Here is a 16,045-nt window from a genome sequence, read left to right on the forward strand (position 1 = left end):
TCAATCATGGCCTTATGCCAGCGTTTCAGCCGCAACCCAACGCAGATATTCCGGCAAACCCTCGTTGACATGGATAGCTACTATCTCGGGAAGTTCATAAGGATGCAATTCGCGAATTTTATCTGCCAATGCTGCATAGCCTTGCTGAGTGGTTTTAATCGTCAGTTTTACTTCATCTGCGGTTTCGATTTGGCCCTGCCATCGGTAAACCGATTTGACAGGGCTTGAAATATTCACACATGCCGCCAACTGTGCACTAACCAGTGCATGCGCCAGGATTTCTGCGCATGCCATATCCGGCACATGGGTAAACACGATTATAATTTCCTCTTTTGGCGTCATGTGCGCTGACTCACCACAGGATTACTGACATGCGTTTTATCATCTTTGCTATTTTACTGGCTTTTCCGTTTCTGGAGATAGCGGTCCTGATTGAACTTAGTCAGCGGTATGGTTGGTGGGTGCTCGCTTACCTGTTGATTATTGGTTTTCTTGGCCTCCAATTGATACGTGCTGAAAAAAACCTTATTGCAGCGCGTATGTTTCAACAGCTAGCGGCTGGTGGCAACCCGATTTCAGCCATGTTTTCAACCGCTCGCAATATGTTTGCCGGTGTGCTTTTGCTTATTCCCGGGGTCATCAGTGACGTGATTGCAGTGGTGTTATTGTTCATGCCAGCGAATAAGGCTGCTTCTGGCAGTACATCAAATAAGACTGGGTTTCAAGCCAGCGCCAATGATGAGGCGATTGAAGGTGAGTATACTGAAGTCAAAGAAGCTAAACCCAAAGACAACGTCGTGCATCTGCCAAAAAAAGATTAAGTCATCCTAAACTTCAAGCCTTACCAAGAAAATCTCTACAATATAAGCCATGAACCGGGTATTGATTGAAAACAGCGGCCACACGTTTGAAGTGCGCCCAAGCCAAACTGTGCTGGAAGCCGCAATAGAGGCGGGCATCAACATGCCTTATGGCTGCCGCAATGGCGCCTGTGGAGCCTGCAAAGGCAAAGTGCTTACTGGCAAAGTCTTCCATGATGACTATCAGGGCAGTGCCATGAGCGATGAAGAGCTGGCCAGCGGGCAAGCACTGTTTTGTTGTGCGCGAGCATTGGAAGACCTGGTGATTGAATGCCGCCAGATTGATATGGTGCAAGGAATCAAACCACGGATTTTACCCGTGCGCGTTCAGAAAAAAGAGCAGCTAACCGACGATGTCATGGTGTTGCATCTGCAATTGCCAGCCACTGAACCACTCACCTTTATGGCAGGGCAGTACCTGGAATTTTTGCTCAAAGACGGCCGCCGTCGTGCTTTTTCCATCGCCAACGCCCCGCATGAAGCAGGTTTTATTGAATTGCATATTCGCAAAATTGCAGGCGGCCAGTTTACTGAGCAGGTTTTCAGCGAAATGCCATTAAAAACCATATTGCGTGTTGAAGCACCGCTGGGCAGTTTTTTCTTACGTGAACAAAATGAAAAACCCATCATCATGGTCGCCGGTGGCACTGGATTCGCCCCAATCAAAGGAATGATAGAGCATATGATTTACCAGGGTATCCGGCGGCCGCTGTTGTTGTATCGTGGTGCCCGCCAGGTGACTGATCTATATATGGATGAACTCTGCCGACGTTGGGCTGAATTTATGCCAAACATTACTTATATCCCGGTGATTTCAGAGAGTGAAGCTGACGATGGCTGGCAAGGCCGGCGTGGGCTGGTGCATCAAGCAGTCCTTGAAGATCATGCGGATTTGAGTGGCTTTGAAGTGTATATCTGCGGGGCGCCAGGCATGGTAGATATTGCTAAAGAGACTTTTATTGCCCAAGGATTGCCGGAAGAAGAGTTTTACAGCGATGCGTTTACGTTCGCGCCGAAATAAGCTGGCTTAGATTTTGTTTCAATTGAAGGTTTTGGTCACTAAAAACATCTCACCTTTTCGACCCTAGGCAAGTGACTTTTCTTTGCTTGCTCAAAGAAAAATCATCAACAGAAAGACGGTCGCCTAGGTCGAAAAGAAATTAGTACATTACACAATTTCTTATCACACAAAGAAACTGAACATTTTCCAAAGAATACAATCCCAAGCCATATCCAGACAAACCAATACCCTAATTTTTCCAACACACTAAATCTAGTTTGCTCTGTCTGCTAGAATATAACCATGGATATTTACTTAATGCTGAAGGCCATCATCATGGGCCTGGTCGAAGGCGCGACCGAATTTATACCTGTTAGCAGCACCGGACATTTGATTATTGCAGGTGAATGGTTAAATTTTCTGGATAAAGATAAACGGGATGTGTTTGAAATCATGATACAGCTAGGTGCAGTGCTTGCTGTCTGTGTCGAGTTCCGGCAACGCTTGATACAAACGGTACAACGTATTCAAACCGACCCTGACGCGCAACACCTGGTGCGTAATCTGGTTATCGCTTTCTTGCCCGCCGCCATCCTTGGCCTGGCTTTCCACCATCAAATCAAAGAATTTCTATTTTCATCCTTCACTGTCGGTATTGCGTTGATTGTCGGCGGCATATTGATTTTAATCATTGAAAAATTTGTGCCACCCGGCAAGGTGCAAGATATTGACCATATCAGTTTAAAACAGGCGTTGCAGATTGGTTTTGCCCAGTCACTGGCGCTGATACCAGGGGTGTCACGTTCTGGTGCGACAATTCTTGGTGGTATGTGCTTTGGCCTGAGTCGGCAAACGGCTACTGAGTTTTCTTTTTTCCTTGCCCTGCCTATTATGTTTGCGGCGACTGGTTATGACTTACTAAAGGCGCGTGATTTGTTGTCTTTAGATGATGCCTTTATTTTCCTGATTGGCTTTGTCACTGCGTTCTTATCTGCGCTGGTAGTGATTCGCGCCCTGATTAAATTTGTCAGTCAGCATTCTTTCGCGGTGTTTGCCTGGTATCGCATCGTGTTCGGCATCCTTATCTTGTTGTTTTTTGCACACTAATCAAGCTGCATATTCACTTAAGGTGTAATGAATGAGAAATACACTTCTGAAAAAAATTCTCTATACAGTAGCCGCCATTTTTGGCGTGGCACTGCTGTTGGTAATTTATCTTGCGGCGACGTTTGATCCTAACGATTACAAGTCGACCGTGATCCAGTTAGTGAAAGATAAAAAGCAGCGTACCCTGGATATCAAAGGTGATATCAAGCTAAGCTTTTGGCCTAAAATCGGGGCTGACCTGGGTGAAATTACTTTATCCGAGCATCAGTCAGATAAGCAGTTTGCCGCAATCAAGGGCGCCAAAGTGGCACTTGCAGTCTTGCCACTGCTAAGAAAAGAAATTGTGGTGGATACCGTGTATCTGGACGGTGTGCAAGCCAATGTTATCCAGCATGCCGATGGCAGTTTCAACTTCGATGATCTGCTGAGCAAAGACGAGCAGGAGTCACAGCAGATTAATTTTGACGTGCAAGGCGTTAAGGTCACCAATACACAAGTCAGCTACATTAATGAAGCCAGTGGTGCGAAATACACTGTGGACCAGTTTAACCTGACCACCGGGCAAGTGGCGCTTAAAACGCCGTTTGACTTGTCGGCTGATTTCCATCTGGTGGCCAACCAGCCGGTGGTGGATGCACTGGCAAAGATTAAAGCCAATGTAATGGTTGACCCCGAAGCCAAACATTTTGTGGTCAAAGGCCTGGACGCTACTATCAAAGGCGCTTTGCTGGATGGAAAAGACGTCAATGTCACAGCCCAGGGTGCTGTGGATATCGACGCAGCGCAAACCGCGCTGAATGTTTCCGGTTTGAAGCTGGCCATGCAGGGTGATTTTAATGGTGCCAAACGCGATGTCAGTTTGCAGGCGCCTGCGCTGGCAGTAAACCCCAAGCAGATTTCCAGCGAGAAAGTAATACTGGCGCTTAAGCAGCAGGATGCACAAGGTGATATCAATATGGATATCATCCTCGCTGAATTAAAAGGTAACCAGCAGGCGGTGGAGAGTAAAGGCATTACTGCTGATGTGAAAGTCAACGCCGGTGCCCGCAAAGTTGACGGTCATTTTGAGTCTCCAGTGAAAGCAAACCTGGCGGATATGGTGTTTGATGTGCCTGCGCTGGCAGGTAAGTTTGATATAAAAGACCCAGCCTTACCCAATGGTGCCATGCAAGGCCAGTTTAAGCTCTCAGCCAACGCTGATGTAAAGCAGGAGAAAGTGAAAACCACTTTTAACCTCAACCTGGCCGAAACCAAACTGAATGGCGATGTCAGTGTGGCAGGTTTTAAAACACCGCATATCGGCTTTAAAGTGCATGCGGATACTTTAAACCTGAATGCTTTATTGGGTAATAACAATGCCAAGAAAGCGGAATCTAAAACAACCGCTGCCAAAGCAGGTACCAACCCTGGTAAACCAGCTGACCTCAGTGCATTAAAAACCTTATTCCTGGATGGCAGTATCAATATCGGCAAGATTATTTACAGCCCATACACGCTAACGGGATTGAATGTGGGCATCAAAGCCGATGGACAAAAACTGGCGTTGCAAGGCCTGGATGTCAAACTGGATGATTCACGTATTCACGGTAATGTGGGTATCAGCCAATTCAACAAGCCGCTATATACGTTTGACCTGAATATCGACAAACTGGATTTGAACCGGTACTTGCCACAGCAAACGCAAACGGCCACGGCTGAAAATAAACCTGCCGCCAAAACTGCAGGTACTGAAGAACAACCGCTGGATTTATCCGCTCTCAAAGCACTAAATGCGCAGGGAAATATCCGTATCGGCTGGTTGAAATATGGCAAGACTGAAGCTAAAAACCTGAATATTGGTTTGAAAGCCCAGGATGGCTTGGCGAGTCTTGACCCGTTGAATGTGGACGTTTACCAGGGGACTGTGCGCGGTGGTGTGAAAGTGGATGCCCGTGCGACACCTGCCATCGCTATCAAGCAAAGTCTGCAAAACATTGCGGTTGGCCCACTGCTGGTGGATACGATTAATAACGATATGTTGTCCGGCACCGGCAACGTTAATCTGGATGTCACTGCGCAAGGTAATACGGTGACTGCATTAAAAAAGTCGCTGGGCGGCTCGGTTGATTTGCGCATGGCCGATGGCGCCGTTAAGGGTTTTGACCTGGCAGGGACGATACGCGATGCCAAAGGCAAGCTTAATTTGCTCAAAGGCCAAGCGAATACTGCAGCCGATCAAACCAAAAAAACTGACTTTAGCGAGCTGACCGCCACTTTTAACATCAAGAATGGCGTCGCGCATAACGACGACCTGGCAATGAAAGCGCCTATCTTCCGCCTGCCTAAAGGCGAAAGCAAAGGCGATATTGATATTGGCAGAGAACAGATTAATTACCTGGCAAAGCCTACGCTAGTCAACACGCTTAAAGGGCAAGGCGGCAAAGAAGCCGAGCAGCTTTCCGGAGTCGGTGTGCCTGTGAAGGTCACCGGCACATTTGCAGCGCCCAAGTTTGGCATTGATATGGCGGCTCTGGGACAGGCATTGGCTAAATCAGCAGCATTGGATGCTTTAACCAATCAGCTGGGCGGCGATAAAGCTGGAGCAGTGAAATCCCTCATTGGGGGTGAAAATAAAGCCGATGCTTTAAAGGGTTTGTTAAATGGCAAATCAAAAAACAGTGAAAAAAGCGCTGAAGGTGACGCTGCTAAATCTGACGCTGGTAGCAATAATGAAGAAGCCAAGCCTGCAGATAATGCAAAGCAAAAAGCTTTGAAAAAGCTATTGAATTTCTAGCGTGAGTCTTTTCGCAGAAAAACTGATCGCTTGGCAACAAGTGCATGGCCGGCATGACTTGCCGTGGCAGCAAACGCGTGATCCCTACGCAGTGTGGGTTTCCGAGATCATGTTGCAGCAAACCCAAGTCAGTGCAGTGATTGGCTACTATGGCCGTTTTATGGCCCGGTTCCCCACCATTGCCAGCCTGGCAGAAGCTTCACAGGATGATGTGATGCAACACTGGAGCGGGCTAGGCTATTATTCCCGTGCCCGCAATCTGCACCATGCTGCACAAACCATTATGCGTGAGCATAATGGGATATTTCCGCAAGACTTTGACCAGATACAGACCCTCAAAGGCATAGGTCGCTCGACCGCGGCTGCTATTTCGGTATTTGCCTTCCAGCAACAACAAACTATTTTGGATGGTAATGTTAAACGGGTGCTAGCGCGATTACACGCGGTTGACGGCTGGCCAGGGCTGCCGGCGGTAGAAAAGCAATTATGGTCTCTGGCAGAAAGCTTATTGCCAGAAAAAGATCTGCCTGCATATATCCAAGGCTTAATGGATTTTGGGGCGACGTTCTGTAAACGAAGCAAACCGCGCTGTGCCGATTGCCCGATGCAGGATCAGTGTGAGGCTTTTTTACAACAACGCGTATTGCAATTACCCGCATCAAAGCCGCGTAAAGCAATTCCGGAAAAGCAGACAACTATGCTGATGATTCTGGACGCCGGAGAGATATTGCTGGAGAAGCGACCTAATCAGGGTATATGGGGCGGATTGTGGAGTTTGCCTGAAATAGTGCCAACGCAGGTTTCAGTGCAACAAGTCCAAGAGAGATATGGCATGCAAGCGGAGTCGCTAGAGGTATTGCCGGTGCTTTGGCATACCTTTACGCATTTCAAATTAGAAATTACCCCGCAGCCAATGCAACTGAGCGGTAAACGATCGTCATTGCCACCCAATATGCAGTGGCTATCTATGAATGATGCGATTGACGCTGCTTTACCAGCGCCAGTGCGAACATTAATTAAAACGCTGCAGCAAGCGCGGTATTAATGTTATTCAACATTAGCCAGACTGAACACATGACTGGCTAATTCAGATTGATTGGCTTTTACGTAATGCAGCAAATCCAGCCCATTCTCTGGCTTAATGCTAGCCTTTTGATAAATCACCGGTAATTCGAAAATAGAGATTTCACGTTCCACTATATTCAGGTTGTTATGGGCGGAGCCCTGCAATACATCCAGTAATTTATCGTGGATATTGTCCGTCACGCGTGTGTATGGAAACAGGATCCAGAAATCAGTGCCCTCACGACCCACCAAGTCAGACTTCCTGAACGAGTTCTGCAAGTCATGCGTGAGCGAAGAAAGCTGACGCAACGCCTCAGGTGCCCCGTAAGCCTCTCCCAGACTATTGTCATCGCCATAGGCAATTTTTACCAGGGCGATATTAAAGTCATCAGCGTGCCTGATCAGCACTTGGCAGATCCAGTCTAATGTATCTATAAAACGACTACATAACTGAATATCGGAAATCATGAGGAACCTCTAAATAATTATAATGATTGATATGATTGGCATACAAAGAATGCTAAATCCAACGCTATCCTAGCAGAAACACCTTTATTAAGGCAGTGCAAAAAGCTTGATAAAACCCTGCCTGTTTAAATTTAGCTCGCGAATCCACCCTGCAAATGTGTTGCAAATCTACAACAATCAAAAGTTGGACTAAGCAATTTGACGTATTCACTTGCGCCAAGCAACCGCATTTTGCAAAAATTGCACTGACCTTCTTGGAAATGCATGGCAGATTCCGAGGGAGTTACTGGAGGTTAGGGTGTTTTTAAATCATCCGGCCAAAAGCAATATCCTTACACAAGTTGTAAAAACAACATTTTTGGAGATTCGTATGAATACAAAATTAAACGTTGCAGTTGCAGCAGCTCTGTTCGCTGCAGCTACTGGCGCTCAAGCTGGTATCGTTATCCCAGCTGGTGACTGGACACTGGACATCGGCGGTGTGGTTAACGCTTACTACACAACAACCAAATTCTCTGGTGACGCTGGTGTTGGTGCTGGTCCTCTGGGCCTGGGTACTGGTGATGCTAGCTCACAAAACAACATTACTACTGGTTTGTTGCCAAACTACCTGAGCGTTTCTGGTAAAACACGTCAGAACGATCTGGATGTCGGTTTCACAATCAGCATCAACCCAGGTGCTTCAACAAACAACGCTGGTGTTCAAGGTTCACAACAAGAAAACCGTCAGGCATTCTTGACATTCGGTGATGCTTCATGGGGTTCTATCAAAGTGGGTAAAGACTTGGGTATTTACGCTTCAGACGCAATCTTGAACGACATGACATTGTTGGGCGTTGGTTCTGGTGCTGGCGCTTTGGCTGGTAACACAACTACATTGGGTGGTATCGGTGCTGGTTACATGTATGCTGACTGGAAATCACAAATCGCTTACACATCTCCAAACTGGAATGGTTTCCAATTCACAGCTGGTGTAACACAAGGCTGGAATGCTATTAACGTTAATGTTCCTGGAGCTAGTCAGGTTTCTACTGACCGTTCAGGCGCACAGTCAGCGTACGAAGCTAAAGTTTCTTACGAGTGGACTGGCGATGTTGCTGGTAAAGTATGGTCATCTGCAATCACTCAAAACATCTCTGGTGTTGGTGGTGCTGGTGGTAAAGAAAGAGCTTGGGGTTGGGATGCTGGTACAACCATCAACCTGGCTGGCTTTGGCTTGACAGGTTACTACGGTAAAGGCGAAGGTATTGGCCAAACTCTGCAATTCAACGGTGGTTTAGATGCAGCTGGAAACAGACGTGAATCTGATCAATGGTATGTGCAAGGTACTTATGCATTGCCAGGCGTTGGTACTAAACTGGGTGCACGTTATGGCCGCTCTACTTTAGACGGTAACGGTGGTGATACATTCAGCGAAGTTGAAGATTCATTGTGGGTTGTTGGTGCTTACCACCCACTGACCAAGCATTTGAACTTGGTTGCTGAATACTCACAATCCAAGCGTGATTTGGACCAACGTGCTGCTGCCGATTTGGATGCGAAAGCAAAAACCATATCATTGGGCGCTATCCTGTTCTTCTAATTTAATTGCAGGCTTACCTGCTTAAATTAAAGTCAGTTAAAAACGGCAACTTCGGTTGCCGTTTTTTTATATGGTTTTGTCTTCATGTAATAATGATGAATTAGCGATGGTTAATTATGAATTTGTACCCGGTTACGATAGTTGAAAACTTTTATGAAGACCCTGATGCGGTGCGTACTTTTGCATTGAACCAGAAGTATCAGTATCGGCATCAGTTAAAGGATGTACCGTATGTTTTTCCAGGCGCGCGGACAAAAGACTTATCTGTAATTAATAAGCCACTGTTTGAAAAGGTCAGCAATAAGATAATTTCGCTATTTCATAATCCCGACCATGAACGTATGCGATGGGCTATTTCCACTAACTTTCAAAGTGTGAGTGAAGATTATGGCAGAGGAGTAATCCATACCGATGGCAATGCGGTATTTGCTGCTGTGTTGTATCTGAGTCCTGATGCACCTTTAGATTCAGGAACCTCATTATTTAAACGAAATAAGCAATTCGATCAGACTGCTTATGAAAAAGCGCTTAAGGAAAATGATAAACGGTTTGCAGCTGGCACCATCGCGATGGATACCGGATATCACTCCATGTTTGATGAAATTGTACGGATTAATAATGTTTATAACACGTTGATTTTGTATGAAGGTCGGCATTATCATGCAGCCAATAAGTTCTTTGGGAAAACCTTAAAAGACTCTCGTCTTGCACAGGTCTTTTTTGTCAGCAGCATTGATGCACAAAAGCACAGTTCTTTCCCTATCTGGCGTAGTCAGCAAATCAAAATTTGATGACTAGTCATCAATCCCTAATTCCTGAATTTTCCTTGTGAGCGTGTTACGACCCATGCCAAGCTGATTGGCTGCCTCTATACGGCGGCCGTCGGTATGTGCCAATGCACGGGTAATTAAGATACGCTCAAACTCTTTGGTTTTGATATCCAAAATGTTTGTTTCTCCGCGGTTGAGTGCATCTGTTACTTCTTGCGCCAAAGCTTCTTGCCAAGAACCGCCACTATTTTGCTTGCTCGAGTCTTCTTTCAATTCGGGTGGCAAATCGTTGACATCTACATTTTGCCCAGGTGCCATGACTGTTAACCAGTGACAGACATTCTCTAGCTGGCGAACATTACCGCTCCAGCTCACGGACATTAGGTATTTAAGTGCGGCGGGTGAAAGTTGCTTTGGTTCAACACCTAACTGCTGCGCACTGTGTGCCAGGAAATGTTTGGTCAGGAATGGAATATCCTCACGACGCTCACGTAGAGGTGGCAAGCGCAAGCGGATGACGTTCAAGCGGTGGAATAAATCTTCCCTGAACAAGCCTTGTTTTACCCGTTCTTCCAGATCCTGGTGGGTGGCGGCAATCACGCGTACATTCACCTTAATGGGTTGATGGCCGCCTACCCTATAGAATTGGCCATCTGACAGCACGCGTAATAGCCTGGTTTGCAAGTCTGCAGGCATGTCGCCGATTTCATCGAGAAACAGGGTGCCGGTGTCAGCCTGTTCAAAGCGCCCTCTCCTGGCGGCTGCAGCCCCGGTAAATGCGCCGCGTTCATGACCGAACAGCTCTGACTCCAATAAGTCTTTTGGGATCGCTGCGGTGTTAATGGCAATAAACGGCTTATCGGCGCGTGGGCTATGTCTGTGCAAAGCGCTGGCGACCAGTTCTTTACCGCTACCGGATTCGCCATTAATCAGTACTGTCGAATGTGAGCGGCTCAAACGGCCTATGGCACGAAAGACTTCCTGCATGGCAGGCGCCTGCCCGATAATCTCAGGTGTAGGCTCATCATCTTCAACTTTTTCCACGGCCTGGCGCATGCTTTCATCAACCGCGCGTTTGATAATTTCAATTGCCTGGTCAACGTCGAAAGGCTTTGCCAGATACTCAAAGGCACCGCCCTGGAAAGCTGCAACTGCGCTCTCCAGGTCTGAATACGCCGTCATGATAATGACCGGTATTTCAGGGTAGCGTTGTTTAACCTCTGATAAAAAGTCCAGCCCTGAACCATTCGGCATACGGATGTCGCTGACGATCACCTGGGGCTGTTCACGGTTAAGGGCGTTGAGTGCTTCAGCAGGTGATGAAAAGGTTTTAAATTCAAAATCGGTGCGGGCTAACGCTTTTTCAAATACCCAGCGGATTGATTTGTCGTCATCTAAGATCCAGATTGGCTTCATGGTATTTCTCTTTAGAATTGCTGTTTGATTAATATTAGTTCGAGTTAAATGCCGAAAGAGACTTCACGCAAAGACCTCATGGTTATGATTTAAATAACGTGCTTTCAATAGGCAATAGAATATGGAAAATAGTTTTTCCCGGCTGTGAATCACAATCGATCATGCCATGGTGTTGGGTAATAAAGGTTTGTGCCAAGGCTAATCCCAAACCGGTTCCCCCTTCCCTGCCAGATACCAGCGGGTAAAAAATACGTTCTTTGATATCAGCGGGAATGCCGGGACCATTATCAATAATTTCCAGATGAATACCGACCCGGTAACGCTTTCGCGCCAGAGTAATTTGACGTTCTGCACGCGTGCGGAACGTAATGCTGGCATCTTTTGTGTGGTTTTGCTGCATCGCTTGCGCCGCATTACGTGCAATGTTTAGTACGGCCTGAATCAGCTTCTCGCGGTCGCCAATCAGTTCGGGCAAGCTGGTGTCGTAGTCGCGGATCACTCTAATATTGTTGGGAGATTCCGCCAGCAGTAGGCTACGTACGCGCTCAAGCACTTCATGGATATTGGTTGGCTCGTATTTGGGCACACGATGCGGCACCAATAAGCGATCCATCAGGCTATGCAGACGGTCAGCTTCTTTAATGATGACCTGGGTATATTCTTTCAGGCTGGGTTGCGGCAATTCAAATTCAAGTAATTGCGCTGCGCCACGCAGGCCGCCTAAAGGGTTACGGATTTCATGTGCCAGGTTGCGTAGCAGTTCGGAATTGGCCTGTTGCTGAATCAACATGCGTTCTTCCCTTGCGATGCGTAACTGCTGATCCATTTGTACAAATTCCAGAATCAGCATGTCTTCAGACGTCTGGTTAATACTGGTTGAAATCGGCGTTACGGTGCAAGTGACTGCAGTGGTATGTCCACGCTGTGTAGTTAAAGTGAACTCGTGTTCGCGGAAAGGTCCTTGCGTTTGAATGGCATTGGTAACTGCCATTTGCAGGATTTCGCAATTCACAAATACATCGTGGATATGCAGGCCTTGAATTTGGTTGGCACTGAAGGCGAATAAAATCTCTGCGCTTGAATTGGCATAGGTTACTTCGAGCTGGTTATTCAGCAGTATCACCGCAGTGGCAATATGCTCTAGCCCGTTAAACCCATTCGGAGAAATTTGAACCATATCCTCAGCTTTTAATGATCAGCTTGTTAAAGTAAGTGATGACGCCCTGTTTTAAAGCAAAAGCTAAGCCAATTCTATATGATTTATTTCATTCCAAATTAAAAACTCCCAAAATGGTGCATTTAGTGCGTAAGCTCTTTATTCAGCAAGTCAACATTGCGTTGATGAGCCTGGATTTCAGCCTCAATAATGCGTAATTTTTCTTCGTACTTAGCCACATTCCTAAAGGTTTTTCCGTTCGCGGCTCTGTACACTTCCGGGATGTTTTTTTGCTCTTCATAAAGCTGCATTGCGTTCTCAAGTGCTTGTTTTTCTTGATCTAATTCCGTCATTAAAATTTCACGACGTTTAGCATCGCGTTGAGCCTGCACCTGATTATCCACTTTAGGAAAGTTGCTAGGGGTAGGTGTTTTGGCAGTAGACTTCTTTTGGGGTGTAACCTCAGGAGGTGCAGTCTCTTTTGGTCCGCTAATCACTAACTCAGGCTTCTGTTTTCCTTCAGGCTTGATATTGGTATAGGTGGTTACGCCATTGCTGTCAGTAAATTTGTAAATATCAGCGAAACTGGCGTGAGCTGCCAACAAGGTGGTGATAAAGTAAAAAAGTCTTTTCATGGCAATAGTTTAGAGTAGATTGTATAGCTTATCAACGTAGCTGAAATTCGAATGGTTGACGCTAGAGAGAACCATAAAAAACAGGGCAGCCGAAGCTGCCCTGTTTTGGTGCGCATCTTGCGATTAGCAGGAGTAGTACAGACCAAACTCAACAGGATGTGGTGTTTGACGTAACTTGGTCACTTCTTCCATTTTCAATGCAATGTAAGAATCAATCCAGTCATCAGAGAAAACGCCACCACGGGTCAAGAACTCGCGGTCTTTATCCAGATACTCAAGCGCTTGTTCAAGTGATGAACATACGGTTGGTATCAATGCATCTTCTTCTGGTGGCAGATGGTACAAGTCTTTAGTCGCTGGTTCACCTGGGTGAATCTTGTTCTGAACGCCATCAAGGCCCGCCATTAACAAGGCTGAAAAAGCCAGGTATGGGTTGGCAATCGGGTCTGGGAAACGCGCTTCAACACGGCGAGCTTTATCAGAATGTACGAATGGAATACGGATCGCTGCAGAACGGTTTTTAGCTGAGTAAGCCAGTTTTACCGGGGCTTCGTAATGCGGCACCAGGCGTTTATATGAGTTAGTACCTGGGTTAGTGATCGCATTCAATGCGCGAGCATGTTTGATAATGCCGCCGATGTAGTACAGGGCGAAATCGCTCAAACCGGCATAGCCATTGCCTGCAAACAGGTTTTTGCCATCTTTCCATACGGATTGGTGCACGTGCATACCAGAGCCGTTATCGCCAAACATTGGTTTAGGCATAAAGGTTGCTGTTTTACCGTAAGCATGCGCTGTGTTGGTAACCACGTATTTCAGGATTTGCGTCCAGTCAGCACGTTGTGTCAATGTTGCAAACTTGGTACCAATTTCACATTGGCCGGCAGTTGCTACTTCATGATGGTGCACTTCAACTGGCACGCCCAGCTCTTCCAGGGTCAATACCATGGCAGAGCGGATGTCATGCAATGAGTCGACTGGTGGTACTGGGAAGTAACCGCCCTTAACGCCCGGGCGGTGGCCTGTGTTGCCGCCTTCGAATTTTTCACCTGATGACCAGGCTGCTTCTTCAGAATTGATTTTAACGAAGCTACCACCCATGGTGGCGTCCCATTGTACGCTGTCAAAGATAAAGAATTCTGGCTCAGGACCAAAATAGGCTGTGTCGCCCAGGCCGCTTGATTTCAAGTAAGCTTCAGCGCGTTTGGCCAGGCTACGTGGGTCACGGTCATAACCTTTACCATCGGTAGGGTCTACAACATCACAGGTCAGCACTAATGTTGGCTCGTCAAAAAACGGGTCAACGAATGCTGTGCTTGCATCAGGCATCAGTTGCATATCAGAAGCTTGAATGCCTTTCCATCCGGCGATGGAGGAACCGTCAAATGCATGGCCTTCTGTAAATTTATCTTCGTCGAAGTGAGAAACCGGCACGGTTACGTGCTGCTCTTTACCTCTGGTGTCGGTAAAACGGAAATCGACAAATTTGATGTCGTTTTCTGCAACCAATTTCATTACGTTTGCAACGGACATTACATTCTCCTCAATGATCAAGGTCTAAAACCGGTTTTTAAGTTGTACACGCAAAAAACGGGACATGTTGCGGATGTCCCGAAACGTGGGCAAATACTCATAATGGATTTGGAATTCTGCTTAACACTGAATCCCGCTAAATCTTTAGAGTGTAATATTAGCAGGAAGCATGCCACCCAAAAATATGCATTTTACGTGGTTTACAGGTAACCTGCATAAAATAGTAAAAACCGTTAGCACCATTTGTGTGCATTGCAACAAATTGAGCACAAAAGTGGTGCATTAGAGAAAGCTCTGGCTTTAAAGGTATACTCTTCACTTTAGTAAATATGATCAAAACTAAAGGTGGTACCGTGAGTAATTTGGATGATATTTTAAGTAACGGCAATACGCGAGGAAAGCAAAGTAGCCTGTCTTACGCAGGTGCGTTAACCCCACAAGAAACATATACATTGATTGATCAAGGCAATGGCGTCGTGCTGGTGGATGTAAGATCGCGTGCAGAACTCGAATTGGTTGGCCGTGTGCCGCTAGCTAAACATATTGAGTGGGCTTCTTACCCGGGGATGGTGCCAAACCCTGATTTTGCAGCTCAGTTGCAAACACAAGTAGACAAAAATAGTACCGTTATTTTTATGTGTCGTACTGGTGGACGTAGCCATAACGCTGCGCTATTGGCACAGCAGTTGGGATATGGCAATGCATACAATATGCTGGAAGGGTTTGAAGGCGAAGCTAACGAATTCAAGCAGCGCACACTGATAAACGGCTGGAAACACGCAGGTTTACCGTGGAATAACTAATTAAATAGCGTATAAGCCAAATCAATCGACCTCATCAAATCTTTAACGTATGTCCACCGAAAAATTCGCAGTGATTGGGCATCCAATCGAGCATAGCAAATCGCCTTTAATACATCAGGCTTTTGCCAGCCAATTCGGTAAATCCATTAGTTACGAAAAGCTGCTGTCACCGCTGGATGGATTTTCCGAAACAGTGAGCCGCCTACTTTCAGAAGGTTACCGCGGTGCCAATATCACTGTGCCGTTCAAGTTTGAGGCATTTGAAGCCAGTCATGTACTTTCAGACCGGGCAACCTCTGCCGGCGCAGTGAATACTTTAAGTTTTAAACACGAGCAAATCATAGGCGATAATACCGATGGCTGTGGTTTAGTAAACGATATTCTCAGGCACTGGCGCCGCAATATTGAGGGGCAAAAGATTTTGCTGCTAGGCGCTGGCGGCGCGGCTCAAGGGGTGATATTGCCGTTATTGGTGCAGAAGCCGGCGCTATTGACTGTGGCTAATCGCAGCCTGGATAAAGCACACATGATGGTGCAGCGATTTGAAGCTGTTGCGCAATCGAATCAGGTAAAGTTGGCAGTGCAAACATTTAATGATTTAGCTGAAAATTATGACATTGTGATCAACGCGACTTCGGCCGGTTTGCAGGCAGAGGCATTGCCACTAAAGGATACGATTTTCGCGCATCACACCTTGGCTTATGACATGATGTATGGCCGGGAAACACCTTTTATGCAGCAAGCCCGCGCAGCTAAAGCACAAGTCTCTGATGGCCTGGGTATGCTGGTAGAGCAAGCCGCCGAAGCCTTTTATATCTGGCATGGCTTACGTCCGGATACTGCACCCGTGATTCAATCATTCAGATAATCCTGACTA

At 46.6% G+C, this 16,045-nt stretch carries 15 protein-coding genes; 9 read left to right on the forward strand and 6 right to left on the reverse strand.

The window, feature by feature from the left end:
* Positions 1 to 12 precede the first annotated feature (12 nt).
* Entirely contained in the window at positions 13 to 342 is a 330-nt protein-coding gene (gene cutA / locus LPA26_RS10740; protein ID WP_229008286.1) for a divalent-cation tolerance protein CutA, read from the reverse strand.
* Positions 343 to 371: 29 nt separating this feature from the next.
* Here cutA and LPA26_RS10745 point away from each other — a divergent pair, with 29 nt between their 5' ends.
* From LPA26_RS10745 to mutY, 5 genes are all read left to right on the forward strand, one after another.
* On the forward strand, positions 372 to 821 hold the full coding sequence (locus LPA26_RS10745) for an FxsA family protein (RefSeq protein ID WP_055868549.1): 450 nt from the start codon (positions 372 to 374) through the stop codon (positions 819 to 821).
* Positions 822 to 870: 49 nt separating this feature from the next.
* Positions 871 to 1,881, forward strand: coding sequence for a CDP-6-deoxy-delta-3,4-glucoseen reductase (locus LPA26_RS10750; RefSeq protein ID WP_229008287.1), 1,011 nt, complete (start codon positions 871 to 873; stop codon positions 1,879 to 1,881).
* 282 nt (positions 1,882 to 2,163) lie between these two features.
* Positions 2,164 to 2,967 (forward strand): undecaprenyl-diphosphate phosphatase, encoded by an 804-nt coding sequence (locus LPA26_RS10755; RefSeq protein ID WP_055830818.1) that lies wholly within the window; start codon positions 2,164 to 2,166, stop codon positions 2,965 to 2,967.
* 31 nt (positions 2,968 to 2,998) lie between these two features.
* Positions 2,999 to 5,740: an AsmA family protein gene (locus tag LPA26_RS10760; RefSeq protein ID WP_229008288.1), complete on the forward strand. Its 2,742-nt coding sequence runs from the start codon at positions 2,999 to 3,001 to the stop codon at positions 5,738 to 5,740.
* Between the two features lies 1 nt (position 5,741).
* Complete coding sequence (gene mutY, locus LPA26_RS10765) at positions 5,742 to 6,785, forward strand: A/G-specific adenine glycosylase (RefSeq protein WP_229008289.1); 1,044 nt, start codon at positions 5,742 to 5,744, stop codon at positions 6,783 to 6,785.
* Positions 6,786 to 6,787: 2 nt separating this feature from the next.
* Here mutY and LPA26_RS10770 read toward each other — a convergent pair whose 3' ends face one another.
* Positions 6,788 to 7,273, reverse strand: coding sequence for a hypothetical protein (locus LPA26_RS10770; RefSeq protein ID WP_229008290.1), 486 nt, complete (start codon positions 7,271 to 7,273; stop codon positions 6,788 to 6,790).
* A gap of 370 nt (positions 7,274 to 7,643) precedes the next feature.
* Here LPA26_RS10770 and LPA26_RS10775 point away from each other — a divergent pair, with 370 nt between their 5' ends.
* Both LPA26_RS10775 and LPA26_RS10780 read left to right on the forward strand, forming a co-directional pair.
* Positions 7,644 to 8,855 carry a porin gene (locus LPA26_RS10775; protein WP_229008291.1) on the forward strand — a complete coding sequence of 404 codons (1,212 nt, stop codon included), beginning with the start codon at positions 7,644 to 7,646 and terminating at the stop codon, positions 8,853 to 8,855.
* Positions 8,856 to 8,971: 116 nt separating this feature from the next.
* Positions 8,972 to 9,646, forward strand: coding sequence for a DUF6445 family protein (locus tag LPA26_RS10780; RefSeq protein WP_229008292.1), 675 nt, complete (start codon positions 8,972 to 8,974; stop codon positions 9,644 to 9,646).
* Between the two features lie 3 nt (positions 9,647 to 9,649).
* Here the strand turns inward: LPA26_RS10780 and ntrC are convergent, their stop codons facing one another.
* The 4 genes from ntrC to glnA form a co-directional block, all read right to left on the reverse strand.
* A complete protein-coding gene (gene ntrC, locus LPA26_RS10785; RefSeq protein ID WP_229008293.1) occupies positions 9,650 to 11,041 on the reverse strand; it encodes a nitrogen regulation protein NR(I) in 1,392 nt (463 codons plus the stop codon).
* A gap of 82 nt (positions 11,042 to 11,123) precedes the next feature.
* Positions 11,124 to 12,218: a nitrogen regulation protein NR(II) gene (gene glnL / locus LPA26_RS10790; RefSeq protein WP_055830831.1), complete on the reverse strand. Its 1,095-nt coding sequence runs from the start codon at positions 12,216 to 12,218 to the stop codon at positions 11,124 to 11,126.
* A 122-nt stretch (positions 12,219 to 12,340) separates the two neighbouring features.
* Positions 12,341 to 12,832, reverse strand: a complete 492-nt coding sequence (locus LPA26_RS10795) for a DUF4124 domain-containing protein (RefSeq protein WP_229008294.1) — start codon at positions 12,830 to 12,832, stop codon at positions 12,341 to 12,343.
* 123 nt (positions 12,833 to 12,955) lie between these two features.
* Entirely contained in the window at positions 12,956 to 14,365 is a 1,410-nt protein-coding gene (glnA, locus tag LPA26_RS10800; protein ID WP_055830835.1) for a type I glutamate--ammonia ligase, read from the reverse strand.
* Positions 14,366 to 14,718: 353 nt separating this feature from the next.
* Between glnA and LPA26_RS10805 the strand changes: the two genes are divergently transcribed.
* Complete coding sequence (locus LPA26_RS10805) at positions 14,719 to 15,168, forward strand: rhodanese-like domain-containing protein (protein ID WP_229008295.1); 450 nt, start codon at positions 14,719 to 14,721, stop codon at positions 15,166 to 15,168.
* Positions 15,169 to 15,217: 49 nt separating this feature from the next.
* Entirely contained in the window at positions 15,218 to 16,036 is an 819-nt protein-coding gene (gene aroE, locus LPA26_RS10810; protein ID WP_229008296.1) for a shikimate dehydrogenase, read from the forward strand.
* Positions 16,037 to 16,045: the final 9 nt, after the last annotated feature.

Source organism: Methylophilus sp. Leaf408 (assembly GCF_916856905.1).
In the GTDB taxonomy this organism is placed as follows: domain Bacteria; phylum Pseudomonadota; class Gammaproteobacteria; order Burkholderiales; family Methylophilaceae; genus Methylophilus.